This is a genomic window from Kitasatospora sp. NPDC001603, from assembly GCF_040298365.1.
Lineage (GTDB): Bacteria > Actinomycetota > Actinomycetes > Streptomycetales > Streptomycetaceae > Kitasatospora.
In genome coordinates, this window is the sequence record NZ_JBEPAA010000030.1 from 1 (window position 1) to 12,909 (window position 12,909).

General features: G+C 73.0%; 13 protein-coding genes. 5 read left to right on the forward strand and 8 right to left on the reverse strand.

Features of this window, described 5'->3' with window-relative positions; translation table 11 throughout:
* Positions 1-1,229 (reverse strand): hypothetical protein (locus tag ABT263_RS19865; protein WP_352291697.1); only part of this gene is annotated, 1,229 nt, incomplete at its 3' end.
* Positions 1,230-1,359: 130 nt separating this feature from the next.
* Entirely contained in the window at positions 1,360-1,743 is a 384-nt protein-coding gene (locus ABT263_RS19870; RefSeq protein WP_329490948.1) for a hypothetical protein, read from the reverse strand.
* 939 nt (positions 1,744-2,682) lie between these two features.
* Here ABT263_RS19870 and ABT263_RS19875 point away from each other — a divergent pair.
* Positions 2,683-2,937 (forward strand): LapA family protein, encoded by a 255-nt coding sequence (locus ABT263_RS19875; RefSeq protein WP_329490947.1) that lies wholly within the window; start codon positions 2,683-2,685, stop codon positions 2,935-2,937.
* A 185-nt stretch (positions 2,938-3,122) separates the two neighbouring features.
* Here the strand turns inward: ABT263_RS19875 and ABT263_RS19880 are convergent, their stop codons facing one another.
* Positions 3,123-3,548, reverse strand: a complete 426-nt coding sequence (locus ABT263_RS19880) for an SHOCT domain-containing protein (RefSeq protein ID WP_352291699.1) — start codon at positions 3,546-3,548, stop codon at positions 3,123-3,125.
* Between the two features lie 404 nt (positions 3,549-3,952).
* Here ABT263_RS19880 and ABT263_RS19885 point away from each other — a divergent pair, with 404 nt between their 5' ends.
* Positions 3,953-4,594: an alpha-ketoglutarate-dependent dioxygenase AlkB gene (locus ABT263_RS19885; protein WP_352291701.1), complete on the forward strand. Its 642-nt coding sequence runs from the start codon at positions 3,953-3,955 to the stop codon at positions 4,592-4,594.
* 96 nt (positions 4,595-4,690) lie between these two features.
* Positions 4,691-5,530, forward strand: coding sequence for a VOC family protein (locus ABT263_RS19890; protein WP_352291703.1), 840 nt, complete (start codon positions 4,691-4,693; stop codon positions 5,528-5,530).
* Positions 5,531-5,677: 147 nt separating this feature from the next.
* On the opposite strand, the gene ABT263_RS19895 is transcribed toward ABT263_RS19890, so the two are convergent.
* The 3 genes from ABT263_RS19895 to ABT263_RS19905 all read right to left on the reverse strand — a co-directional run bounded on the left by ABT263_RS19895 (position 5,678) and on the right by ABT263_RS19905 (position 8,858).
* On the reverse strand, positions 5,678-6,526 hold the full coding sequence (locus ABT263_RS19895; RefSeq protein ID WP_352291705.1) for a carbohydrate ABC transporter permease: 849 nt from the start codon (positions 6,524-6,526) through the stop codon (positions 5,678-5,680).
* Complete coding sequence (locus tag ABT263_RS19900) at positions 6,523-7,353, reverse strand: carbohydrate ABC transporter permease (RefSeq protein WP_502885827.1); 831 nt, start codon at positions 7,351-7,353, stop codon at positions 6,523-6,525. The genes ABT263_RS19895 and ABT263_RS19900 overlap by 4 nt, the downstream gene beginning before the upstream one ends.
* A gap of 191 nt (positions 7,354-7,544) precedes the next feature.
* The gene (locus ABT263_RS19905; RefSeq protein WP_352291708.1) at positions 7,545-8,858 is read right to left on the reverse strand and encodes an extracellular solute-binding protein; all 1,314 of its coding nucleotides are present in this window, start codon (positions 8,856-8,858) and stop codon (positions 7,545-7,547) included.
* A gap of 320 nt (positions 8,859-9,178) precedes the next feature.
* On the opposite strand from ABT263_RS19905, the gene ABT263_RS19910 reads away from it, so the two are divergent.
* Positions 9,179-10,129, forward strand: a complete 951-nt coding sequence (locus ABT263_RS19910; protein ID WP_352291710.1) for an IclR family transcriptional regulator — start codon at positions 9,179-9,181, stop codon at positions 10,127-10,129.
* Between the two features lie 516 nt (positions 10,130-10,645).
* On the forward strand, positions 10,646-11,404 hold the full coding sequence (locus ABT263_RS19915) for an alpha/beta hydrolase (protein WP_352291712.1): 759 nt from the start codon (positions 10,646-10,648) through the stop codon (positions 11,402-11,404).
* A gap of 20 nt (positions 11,405-11,424) precedes the next feature.
* Here ABT263_RS19915 and ABT263_RS19920 read toward each other — a convergent pair whose 3' ends face one another.
* Positions 11,425-11,958, reverse strand: coding sequence for a universal stress protein (locus tag ABT263_RS19920; RefSeq protein ID WP_352291714.1), 534 nt, complete (start codon positions 11,956-11,958; stop codon positions 11,425-11,427).
* Positions 11,959-12,162: 204 nt separating this feature from the next.
* Positions 12,163-12,834 (reverse strand): TetR/AcrR family transcriptional regulator, encoded by a 672-nt coding sequence (locus ABT263_RS19925; RefSeq protein ID WP_352291716.1) that lies wholly within the window; start codon positions 12,832-12,834, stop codon positions 12,163-12,165.
* Positions 12,835-12,909 lie beyond the last annotated feature (75 nt).

A 12,909-nucleotide genomic window follows, 5' to 3' on the forward strand; every position in this document is an offset into this window, starting at 1 on the left:
GCGGCGGCCGGCCGGCCCCCGAGCGCCCCGGCTCCGGCCGGCGCGTGCCCGGCGGAGACGTGCGCAGCGGTACCGGGCGCAGCCGTACCGGGCGCTACCGGTGCCTGGGCGGCGTGCCGAGGCGCGGCGCGTCCAGGGGTACCGCCTCCCGGGGCGGGTTTGCCGGGGGTACCGCCGCCAGGGACAGCACCTCCGGGGGTGGCGAGCAGCCCGGCGGCGGCGAGCCGGCGGATGTCCGCCGTGGTCGCGAAGGCCGAGCGCCCGAGCAGCCGGGCCAGCTCCGCCGGGGTTCTTCGGCCGTCCACGTGGTCGAGCAACTCACGCTGGTGCCGGCTCGGCCGGCGGCGGACCACCCGGGTGGGCGCCGCCGCCCACACCTCCCGATCGGCCCGGCCGCCCTCGACAGCTGGTCGTCGCTCCCCGAACTCCCGTGCCGAACGGGCCTCGTGGGCGTTGTGAACCTCACCGACAACGCGCCCCTCGTGCGCCTCGTGCGCCGCACGGAACCCGTCGGGCTCCCGAGCGGCGACAGCCCCGGCAGCGCCGACAGCACGGCCGACCCCGCCCGCTTCGCAGGCCACCGGGCGGACCGGCGCGGTGTCGACTTGGGGCCACGGCCAGATCCGTTCGAGCAACCGACGGCGGCGGTCGACCTCCCGGCAGAGCCGGAAGGCGCTGACCGCCGAGACCGGCCCGAGCCAGTGCCGCACGCCGGATTCGAAGGACCAGCACCCCGTCGCCGACGGTCCGGTGAGCGCGCCCGGCCGGGCCGCTGCGGCCGCGCCGACCGCCCCGACCGATCCGGCCGCCTCCGCCGCACCGGAGGCCCAGGCGGCGGCGTTCCAGGACGCGGCACCGGCGCAGTCCAGGACGAAGAACGCGGCGTCGTACAGTGCGCCGAGGTGGCAGATCTCCAACTCGCCCCGGCTGAGGCTGCGTTGCTCCACCAGCGCTTCGCCGACCCGGCACTGGGGGCCGAAGCTCCGGACGGTGTCCCGCCACGCCTCCGGGGTGATCCGGCCGCACCCGGTCAGCAGGGCGGCCAGATCGGGGCTGTGGTCGGACTCGGCGTGCACCACCAGTCCGTCGGCGAAGTAGAGAGCCCCTGCGGGCCCGCGCAGAACGCCGGTCAACCGGCCCTCGGCGAGCCTGGTGACCGCCTCGCCCGGGTTCCGCCCGAGCCGCCCCGGGGGGAGGACGCCCACCGGGGGCAGGACGAGGCCGCTCATGCCGACCGCCGGTGGGCGACAGGCTTCCGCCCGGACGGCCGAAACACGACGGCGGGGGCCGGACGGACATCCGCGCAGTTCGCGGGACCGACCGAGGCCGAAGGGGTGGCCGGATTCACGATCGTGTTCGTCATCCGAGCACCAGTTCCTCGGCGAGGCCCTGGAGGCGGTAGCGCGCCGCAGCCAGGTTGCCCTCGGTCCGGTCGAGCCAGAGATGCAGGACGAGCCGGCTGTCGAAGACGGTGTCGATGAAGCACAACAGGTGGTAACTGCGGCCCGCAGTGACGATGATGTCCTGCAACGGCGCTTGCCGGTCCTCCGCCCCGGTGAAGGTCTGGCTCTCAACAGCCGCCCGTACCAGGTCGGTTGCTTCGGCGGCCGAGGTGTCGTGGTCCCCGCTGGGGCTGATCCCGATGCTGCCGAGGGCGAGCCCGCTGCTCCAGTCGATCAGACTGGCAGCCCGGGCACCGGCGATCGCCATCGCCCCGGAGAGGCATTCGTCGATACCCGGCACTCGGGCTCCTTCGGAGGGTTCGGTACGGCCGGGAGCGCTCGGTCGGCACCGGCCGGTCCACCACGACCAGTGGCGGCTTCGACACGGAAGGCTACTGCCGGATTCCATATGACGAACATTCCAATGGCATATTCACACCGCAGCAGGCCACTTTCAGCCATCCTGTGACGCATCGTCAGATCGCCGATCACGGCGAAGCCGCTGGCCGGGCGACCGGCTGCCGAACAGCCCGGGAGGCGACCAGGGGCGCGACCTTGGCCGGTTGTCGGCCACGACGGAGGGTTTCGGACGGGATGTGCGGTAGGGCCGCATCACGCCACGCTCGCCCCACCGAGGTGCCGTCCGGCCACCGCGCCGGGGCAGCGGGCGATCAGGATGATCACGTGGCCGACCGCGTGCGGGCCCATGAGATCGACCCGTTCGGCCGGACGCTGCCGCCACCCTGGGCGACGAAGTGGCGGCAGCCGGAGAGAGGGCGCCCCGTCCGGTCGGCGCCGACCCCCGGGGCAGCCCGGCAGTCCGGTAGTCCGGTAGTCCGAGGGAACGAACAAGGCGGCCGCCCCCCGATGGGGAGCGGCCGCCTTGGAATGGAGCGCCAGGCCCGGGTCGAACGGACTCTTCCTACTGAAAGTAGGACGTGCTCCAGTAGCACCTCTGACGCCTGACCGAGAGATCATTTCCTCTCGACGGGAAGAACAGTAGCAGGACATCACGCCTGGTCAGAAATCGAGTGGGCGGCAACGGGAGACGGACCCGGCGGAACCCTTGCACCACTCGACCGCGCCCGCGACAACGAGCGACGACGACCGGTGGAGCCGGGGCAGCGCCGGGCGCCCGGCGCGACACGGGGAGGCCGGGCCGGGCGGTCGGCGGGCGGAGAGCCGGCGGCCGGATTGCTCCGAACGGGCCCCGGTCGGCGGGTCGCACCATACTGGGGACATGGCGCAGAACACTCCTCCGCCGCACGCTCCGCCGACCGTCACGGTCAAGGGCCGCGAGGTGCGGATGCGTACGATCGCGGTCGCCGTCCTCGCGGTGCTGGCCATCTGGTTCATCGCAGCCAATACCGGATCGGTCTCCATCACCCTCTGGATCGCCACCGTCACCCTGCCGCTGTGGGCGGTCCTCACCGTGACGCTGGCCGTCGGGCTGGTCATCGGGTACTTCCTCGCCCGTCGGCGGGCCAAGGTCTGAACCGGCCCCGGACCCCGGCCCCGGACCCCGGTCCCGGGCACCGCCCGCCCGGGACCGGGGCGGCGGCGCGTCCGCACCCACGGCACGCACGGCGCACGACACACGGCGCACGGCACACCGTCCGTCGACGGACGGCACCAGCGGGCCGCGGCGCGATGCCCACGACCCGCCGGTGCGGCCCGGCGTCAGGAGAGCAGGATCTCCTTCGCCTTCCGGAACTCCTCCTCGGAGATCGCCCCGCTGCTCCTGAGGCCGGCGAGCTTGGCCAGTTCGTCGACATGGCTGCCCGCCCCGCCGGCGGTACCGGTACCGGTACCGCCGCCCTCACCGGCGGCCGCCTCCTTGACGTACGCCTTGAAGGCGGCGTCGGCCTGCTTCGCCTGCTCCAGGTCGCGCTCGCCCATCGATCTGCCGCGCACGATCAGGTAGACGAAGACGCCGAGGAAGGGCAGCAGGATCACGAAGATCAGCCAGCCTGCCTTGCCCCAACCGCCCATGTCATGACTGCGGAAGATATCCGAGATGATCTTGAAGAGCAGGAAGAACCAGAGGATGAAGAGGAAGAGCTCCAACATCGTCCAGAACAGGTTGAGCAACGGGTAGTCGTCCACGGTGTCCTCCTCCCGCCGGCCGACCGACCGTCGGTGGCCACGCGGTGAACCGCGCCGCCCGGAGGTGGGCGGCGGACAAACGAGTCATATCACCGCTATTCGACCGCCGCATGTCAGAAATAGAACAGCCGGGGAGCGCGTCGAGCCCTCCGAAGAGGCTGTTCGCCACCACCTGCGCGGCGATTTCCCCGGCGCCCCCGCTCACCCACTGGCCGCGACCTGGCGGAGCTCGGCGACGGCGCCAGGTGGGCGAACGCCTTCGCGCTCACCCCGGTGACGGCCGAGGTCGAAGCGCGGCTCGCCGCCCTCGTGAAGCAGGCGGCGAGCGGACGCCCCCCGCGGTGGGAACCCGCACCCGAGGAAACTGTTCGAGCATACGTTCGATAACGGCGTAGGCTGGAGCCATGCCGAGCACCCTGCACCTCCAGCCCTCGCTGTTCGACGACGCCGACGGGGGCGGGGCCGCGCTGGGGCCCCTCACGGGGGTACGGCGCGAGGTCCTGGGCGCCGGCGCCTGGGTGGACCTGCTGCCCGGGTGGGTGCACGGGGCGACCGGGCTGTTCGAACAGCTGGCGGCCGAGGTGCCGTGGCGGGCCGAGCGGCGGGAGATGTACGAGCGGGTGGTGGAGGTGCCACGGCTGCTCGCGTCCTACGGGGAGCGCGACGCGCCGCCGCACCCGCTGCTGGGCGCGGCCCGGGCGGCGCTGAGCGCGCACTACGCGGAGGAACTGGGCGAGCCGTTCCGGACCCTGGGGCTCTGCTACTACCGGGACGGGCGCGACAGCGTGGCCTGGCACGGTGACCGGATCGGGCGCGGGGACCGCGAGGACACCATGGTCGCGATCGTCTCGGTGGGCGAGCCCCGGACACTGCTGCTGCGCCCGCGCGGGGGCGGCGGGCCCGTCGTCCGCCACCCTGTCGGGCACGGGGACCTGCTGGTCATGGGCGGGTCGTGCCAGCGGACGTGGGAGCACGCGATCGCCAAGACCGCCCGGCCGGTGGGGCCGCGGATCAGCGTCCAGTTCCGGCCGCGCGGGGTGGCCTGAGCAGCCACGGCCGGGAGCGGGCCGGGCGTCCCGGTTGCCGGGGGGCCGGGGGTCGCGGAGGCTGGCCGAGGGGTCCGCCAGGGCTTGGAGGACGGCATGCCGAAGGCCGGCAGGTACCACGAGGGCGTCCCGTGCTGGGCCGAACTGGCCGCGCCGGACGTCGAACGGGCACGACGGTTCTACGGCCGGCTGTTCGGCTGGGAGTACGTGCCGACCGGCCCGGCCGGTGACGAGTACCTGGTGGCGACGGTGCGCGGGGTGCAGGTGGCCGGGATCAGGTCGCGCCGGGAGGTCGACGGGCAGGGACGGCCGGCCTGGACGACCTACCTCGCGGTGGACGACGCCGACCGGACGGCCGGACTGGTCCAGGAGGCGGGCGGACTGGTCGTCTTCGAGCCGTTCGACGTGCCCGACCAGGCGCGCGGGGTGCTCGCGGTGGACCCGCTCGGTGCGGTCTTCGGGCTCTGGCAGGGGTCGCTCAACCCGGGGGCCGGCCTGGTGAACGAACCCGGCACGGTCGCCTGGAACGATCAGCTCTCCCCGGCGCCGGACACCGCCCGGGACTTCTACGGCCGGGTCTTCGGCTACGGATACGACGACGACGCCGCGGCCGACCACACGGTCTTCCGGGTCGGCGGGCAGCCGGTCGGCGGGATCGGCGGGGACCCGGGCATCGACCCGGACGGCCCACCGGCCTTCTGGGCGGTGTACTTCGGGGCGGCGGACACCGACCGGACGGTGGAGCGGGCGGTCCGGCTCGGCGGGAGCGTGCTGGACGGGCCCGAGCCGACCCCGTACGGGCGGCTCGCGGTGGTGCGGGACGACGGCGGGGCGGTGTTCACCCTGATCTCCGTCCCTCCGGGCGAACCGGCTGGTCCGGGCCCGGACCCGAACCCGGGACCGAACCCGGACCCGACCGGACGGACGACGATCTGAGCTCCTGCCCGCTCCGTACCGCGGGGGCGGTGGGCCGGGCCCACCGCCCCCGCGGTCCGGGCGGGTCGCCCGTCGGCACGTGCCCGGCCTGGGACCCCACTCCCGTGACCGGGCCGCTGTCACCCGCCTCGGCCCCTTCCTCGCGGGTCAGTCCTTCACGGCGCCCGCCAGCCCGGAGACCAGCTTGCGCTGCACCGCGATGAAGAAGATCAGCACCGGCACGGTCATCAGGGTGGACGCCGCCATGATGCCGCCCCAGTCGTTCTCGTCCGGCTTGAAGAACACCAGCAGCGCCGAGGGGAGCGTCTGGTTCTCGGTGGCGCTGATGATGAAGGTCTTGCCGAAGACGAAGTCGTTCCACGCCGCGATGAAGGAGAACACGCTGGTCGCCGCCAGACCGGGGGCCACCAGCGGCAGCAGGATCCGCCACAGGATGCGGGTCCGGCTGGCACCGTCGATCTGGGCGGCCTCCTCGATGGAGACCGGGACGGCGGCGACGAAACCGCGCATCATCCAGATGCCGAACGGCAGTGAGAACGCCAGCTGCACCAGGATCAGTGAGGCCAGGGTGTTGAGGCCGATGCCCGGCGCGACCCGGCCGGCGTCGCGGAACATGAAGAACAGCGGAATGGTCAGCGCCTCGACCGGGATCATCTGGGCGATCAGGAACATCACCATGATCGTGGTGCGGAACCGGAAGCGGAAGCGGGTCACCGCCACCGCCGCCAGGAAGACCACCAGGGCCGACAGCACCACCACCGAGAGCGCGATGACCAGGCTGTTGAGGAAGTAGCGGCCGAACCCGTCGACGCTCAGCACCTGCCGGAAGCTCTCCAGCGTGGGGTGGGCGGTCCACGGCCTGGGATCCAGCGACTGCACCTCGCCCTTGGGCTTGAAGGCCGACAGCACCATCCAGAAGATCGGGAAGGCGGTGACGACGGCCACCAGGATCGCGGTGGTGTTGGCGGCGAGCCGCCAGCGGCTACGGGCGTTCACAGTTCATTCCCCGTCCGTCGCAGGGTGCGGATGTAGAGGACCGTCGGGATCACCAGGATCAGCAGCATGATCACGCCGATCGCCGCGCCGAGCCCGTACTGGGAGGAGGCGAACGCCTTCTGGTACGCGTACACGTTGAGCACGAGGTTCTGCCCGGCGATGCCGCCGCCCTCGGTCATCACGTAGATCTGGGTGAAGACCTTGAAGTCCCAGATGACCGACTGGATCACCACGACGGTCAGGATCGGCCGGAGCATCGGGGCGGTGATCCGGCGGAAGGTGGTCCAGGTGTTGGCGCCGTCCAGGGCGGCGGCCTCCAGGATCTCCTCGGGGATCGCCCGGATGCCCGCGTAGAGCGTCACCATCACGAACGGGAAGGAGTGCCAGACCACCACGGCACCGACGATGAGGAACGCCGACCACTTGTCGTAGAACCAGTTGTACTCGTGGAAGCCGCTCAGTCCGAGGTCGACCAGGGTCTTGTTGACCAGACCGAGGTTGGTGTCGAACAGGAAGCTCCACACCGTCGATCCGGTCATCGCCGGCGCCGCCCAGGCCGCCATCGCGGCGGTGGTCAGCACCAGCCGGGCCACCCGGCCGACCCTGGTCAGCAGCACCGCGAGGGTGGCGCCGACGGCCAGGGTGGCGATCACGCAGAACGCGGCGAAGCCGATCGTCTGGGTGAGCACCGACCAGAACTGGGTGTCGCTCAGGATCTTCTCGTAGTTGCCGAGGCCGACGAAGCTGGTGGGCACTCCCCCGGACGCCTGGGCCTGCCCGAAGTCCAGTACCGACAGCAGTCCGAGCTGGTAGATGGGGTAGGCCACCAGCGGGATCATGATGATCGCGGCCGGCAGGAGGAGCAGCAGCGGTGGGCGGCGGCGCCGGCCGCGCGGGGGCGCGGCCGGGCCGGTGCCCCGACGACGCCCGCTCGGGGAAGTCGACGCCGCCGGGGCAGTCGTGGTGGGTGCGGACACGTACGGGACCTCTCTCGGGGCCTGCTCTCTCGGGCGTGCGATCAGTGACCGGCCGCGAAGGCCGAGGTGATCTGCGTGGCGGCGTCGCCCGAGGCCTTGGCCACGTCCGACTTTCCGGTGACGATCTGCTGGAGCATCGTCGGGATGACGGCCTGCGCGTCGATCTGCGCCCACGCCTGGTCCAGCGGAACGAACTTGGTGCCGGCCGCGATGGTGTCGGTGAACGGCTTCAGGAAGGCGTCCTTCGCCGCGACCTTGTCGTTGACGGACTTGAGGGTCGGCAGGTTCCCCATCGCGTCGTACATCTGCTCCTGGTAGCCGGGGCTCGCCAGCAGCTCGGCGAACTCGACCGCGAGGGTGCGGTGCTTGGCCGCCTTCATCACCCCGAGGTTGTTGCCGCCGCCGAACGCGGGGGCGATCGACCCGGACTTCTCGCCGGGCAGCGGGACGACGCCGTACTTGCCGTTGACCGGGCCCGCGTCGACCTTGCTGCGACTGGAGTTGGGCAGGATCGCCATCGCGGACTTGCCGGCCGCGAAGAGGTCGACGGTCTTGCCGCCGGTGAGGTCGGCGCACTGCTGGGCCGGGCAGCCGTCGGCGCCGAAGAGGTCCGTGTAGCGCTTGATCCCGGCCTGCGCGGCGGGCGAGTTGATCCCGGCCTTGAACGCGGCGCCGTCCTTGGTGGCGATGTCGCCACCGGCGTCCCAGACGAACGGCAGCGCACCGAAGGTGTACTTGCCGCCGACCGCGATGCCGAAGGTGTCCGGGTGCGCGGCGTGGATCTTCTGGTTGGCGGCCACCAGCTCCTGGTACGACTTCGGCGCGCTCAGCCCGGCCTCGGTGAAGAGGTCGGTGCGGTAGTACAGCGCACGGACACCGACCCACCACGGCAGGCCGTAGGTCTTGCCGTCCAGCACGGCGGTCTTGGCGATCGCCGGGTCGAGGTCGCCCTTGTCCTTCCACTTGTCGAGGTCGGCGCCGATCTCGGCGAGGCCGCCGGCGGCGACGTAGCCGGGGAGGTCGGTGTTGCCGAACTCGACCAGGTCCGGGGCGCTGTTCGGGTCGTTGAACGCGCCCTTCATCTTGGCGGCGCGGGCCGAGGCATCGGTGTCGATGTAGCTGATGTCGACGGTGACGCCCTGGTGCGAGGCCTGGAACTCGGTGATCGCCTTGCTGATCACCGCCTCCTTCGCCGCGTTGCCGGCCTCGTTGTACAGCCAGACCTGAAGGGTGCCCGTCCGGTCGTCGCCGGCCCGGTCGCCGGCCGGCAGCGCGGTACCGGGCGAACAGGCGGCGGCCGCGAGGCAGCTGGCGGCGAGGACGGTGGCCGCGGCGGTCCGTCTGATGAGTCGCATGGGTGGAGACCTCCCCTCCCGACAGCTGCCGCCGAGACGTGCGCCGCTGGGGACGGGCACGTCGAAGCAGGCCCTGACCGGGGCCGATGGTGGGTGCGTGAACGCCTTGATGTGGGGGTACGGCAGAGCGACCGCTCGGGTGGGCCGCGGCGCCTGCTCGATGCCACGGACGTTAGGCGGGGGCGCTCGGGGGCAACAAGAGGCCGTTCGGGAAGTTTTGCAGTGCACAACGCTGTATCGAAGAATCGGCTAACCCGGCGCGAGGGGTACCGTCTGACCACCGCCGCAGTCCGGCGGTGGAACGAGAGGGGAACGGACCGATGACGGAGACGGGGACCGGGTCGCAGGCCCGGCCACAGACCGGATCGGAGCCCGGACCGAGACCCGCGCCGGAGCCCGCGCCGGCGGCCGGCGCGGTCGACGGGAGCGACTCCGGGGAGCCGGCGAAGGACGTCGCGGAGCCGGCGAAGGCGGCCGCGAAGAAGGCGGCGGGTTCCGAGCGCAACCAGTCGTCCTCGCTGCGCCGCGCGCTGGCCGTCCTCGGCCACGTGCGCGACCACGGCAACGGGCGGGGCGTACCGCTCGCCCAGCTCGCCGAGGCGCTGGGCCTCAACAAGAGCACCGTGCTGCGGCTGGCCGGCCCGCTGCTGGACGAGCACCTGCTCGACCGCGACCGGGAGACCGGCTGGTTCCGCCTCGGCCACGGCTCGCTCCGCCTCGGCCAGGCCTACCTGTCCACCCTCGACCTGCGCAGCGTCGCCGCCGAGCACCTGCGGCGGCTGCAGCGCGAGGCCGGCGAGACCGTGCACCTGACGGTCTGGCAGGCCCCCGGCATCGTGTACCTCGACAAGGTCGAGGACGAGACCAACGTCCGGATGGCCTCCCGGGTCGGCAGCCGGGCGCCCGCGTACTGCACCGCGACCGGAAAGGCGATCCTCGCCTGGCTGCCCGACGAGGCCGTCACCGAGGTGGTCGCCGCCGGGCTGCGCCCGGTCACCGCCTGGACCATCTCCGACGAGACGCACCTGCGGGCCGACCTCGCCCGGATCCGCGCCCGCGGCTACTCGATCGACGACCGGGAGAACGAGCCCGAGGTCCGCTGCGTCGCCGCCCCGATCTTCGACCACACCGGCGAGGTGACCGCCGCGCTGTCCGTCTCCGGCCTCACCTCGCGGATGACCGCCGCGCGGGTCCGCTCGCTCGGCCCGGTGGTCGCCCAGGTCGGCCTGCGGATCTCGCGCGAACTGGGCTCCGACCGCCAGCCCGGCTGACCGCGTTCCGGCCGGCCGGCCGTATTCCGTCCGGCCGACCCATTTCCGGCCGGCGCGATTCCGGCGGCCCGGCCCCGGCGACGGGACCGTCGGTACCCGGAGAACGAATGATGTCCGGTGCCTGGAAAGGCACCGGACCTCATTCGAATTGGAGCGCCAGGCCCGGGTTGAACGGACTCTCCCTACTGAAAGTAGGACGTGCTCCGGTAGCACCACTGACGCCTGACGAGGAATCATCTCCCTCGCGACAGGAAGAAGACTAGCAGGTCAGGAGCCGTGCTCCGAACCGGCCCGGGCATCGGCCGAATCCGGGAAAACAGAAGAGGCCCGGTGCCTGGAAAGGCACCGGACCTCGTCCGAATTGGAGCGCCAGGCCCGGGTCGAACGGACTCTCCCTACTGAAAGTAGGACGTGCTCCGGTAGCACCACTGACGCCTGACGAGAGATCATCTCCCTCGCGACAGGAAGTACAGTACCAGCTCGGAGACCCCGTCCCGAACCCGAGGAGAATCCCGGATGACCGGTCAGCGCCCCACCCCGCCCGAGGTCGTCGAGTACACCCCCGGCCACCTGATGGACGTCCACCGCCCGGTGGGTGCCGAAGGTCCGGCGGCCGTCGTCCTGCTCTGGCACGGGCGGGGCTCGGACGAGCGGGACGTGCTGCGCCCGCTGGCTCAGGAGGCGGCGGGGCTGGGGCTGCTGGTGCTCGTCCCCGACTGGCGCTCGGACCAGGAGGACGGCGGCCGTGCGCGGCTGCTGGCGTCGTTCGAGTACGCCCGCCGGGAGGCGGCCTCGTTCGGCGGCGATCCGGCCCGGTTCGTCCTCGCCGGCTGGTCGCTGGGCGGGCGCGAGGCCGTCGCGCTGGCCACCCACCCGGACACCCCCGAGGAGGTCCGCCCGACGGCGGCCGTCGGGATCGCCTCCGCCTACGGCCGCCCGGCCGTGACCACGGGCGAGGCCCCGCTGCCGCTCCTCGCCGACCGGCCCTCCCCCGTCCCGGTCTGGCTGGTGCACGGCACCGCCGACGACCTGGTGCCCGCGGCGCTGAGCCGGGAGCTGCACGCCGCGCTGACCGAGCGGCGCTCACCGGTACGGCTGCTGGAGCTGGACTCCGACCACGCCGGCGTGGTGCTCACCGAGTACGACCCGGCCGTGGAGCGCTGCCGCCCAGCCCGGGCGGACCACGCCGTGCGGGCCGGCCGCGCGACCGCCCGGGTCCTGGCCGAGGCGGCGGCCGTCGGCGCACCGGCCCGGGCGGCCGACCCGGCCCGCTGACCGAGCGAAGCGGGCCCGGGTCAGCTGCCGACGGTGAGGGGCAGCGCGCGGACGTGGTGGTGGCGTTCGAGGGCTTCGAGGTCGCGCTGGAGCGGTGGCCTGGGTACCGCCAGGACGGGGCAGGCGGCGTGCCGCACGCAGTAGGCCGTCACGGACGGGCGCAGGGCGCGGGCGAGCGCCCCGCGGCCGCCGGCGCCGAGGACGAGCTGGTCCCCGGGGCGGTCGGCGGAGCGGACCAGGGCCCGGCCGGTCTCCCCGCGCACGGCCTGGCAGCGCAGCCGGACGCCCGCCGGGCAGCCGCCGAAGGCCTCGTCCAGGGCCTGCCGCAACCGGGCGACGGCCGCGTCGCGGCAGGCGCTGAGCAGCGGCGGACAGGGGGACCGGCGGTAGCCGAACTCGCCGCCGGCCGGCGTCCAGCAGAGCACCGCGAGGCTGCCGAGTGACCCGCTGACCCCGACCACGAGGCGGCCGCGCCCGTCCGGTCCGCCCGTCAGCTCGTCCGTCGGCTCGTCCGTCGGCTCGTCCCCGTGGATTCCGGCGCCGTTGTCCGCCATCGCCCTGCCCGTCCTTCCGGCCTGTCCTGCCGCGCTGTCGCGCTGTCGCGCTGTCTCGCTGTCTCGCTGTCTCGCTGTCGGACTCAGCAAAGCCGGGCCGCGACCGGAGCGGCCGTCCGTTGACGGAGCCCTGACGCGCGGCGGGCGGATCCGTACGCGGTCCTGACGGCGCTCCCCCGGACGGCAGCGGGGTGCGCGGCCGGGTCAGGTGCCGGGGCCGTCCGCCTCCCAGAGGTCGGCGAACATCTTGTCCAGGTGCTCCTCGCCGATCGGCGGGACGGGGAGTGGGTGGGCGGCCCGGGTGCGGAAGCCGTCGAGCAGGAGGGCGAGGTAGCGGCGCCAGAGGTCGGGCCGCAGCTCCGTGGTGGCGGGCAGGGCCCGGCAGAGCGGGCCGAGCATGAAGAGCAGGTCCATGGTGGCGACGTCGGGGCGCATGGTGCCCTGCTGCTGCGCCCGGGCGACCAGGGTGCCGACCGTCACCGCGTTCTGTCGGCTGATCGCGATCATCGCGGGGGTGGTGGGGATGGCCTGGGTGACCAGGTCGTTGATGCCCCGGTCGGCGGCGACCAGCTCGAAGATCCGCTCGAAGTAGCGCTCGATCGCGCTCCAGGCGTCCTCGGCGGCCAGTGCCTCCCGGGCCGCGCCGTCGAGCAGTGCGGCGGCGTCGGCGAAGACCTCGGCGATCAGCGCCTCGCGGGTCGGGAAGTGCCGGTACAGGGTCGCGTTGCCGACGCCGGCCTCCTTGGCGATCTGGTCCAGCGGGACGTCCAGGCCCTGCCGGGAGAACAGCTCGCGGGCGGCGGCCAGCAGCAGGTCGCGGTTGCGCTGGGCGTCGCGTCGCAGCCGGCCGGGGGTCGTCGCACTGCTCGATGCCATGCGACGACCCTAGCAATCGCGCCCACCCCGGGCCCGGGCACCGGACCGGCCCCGGGGTGGGCGACACCCCGGGGC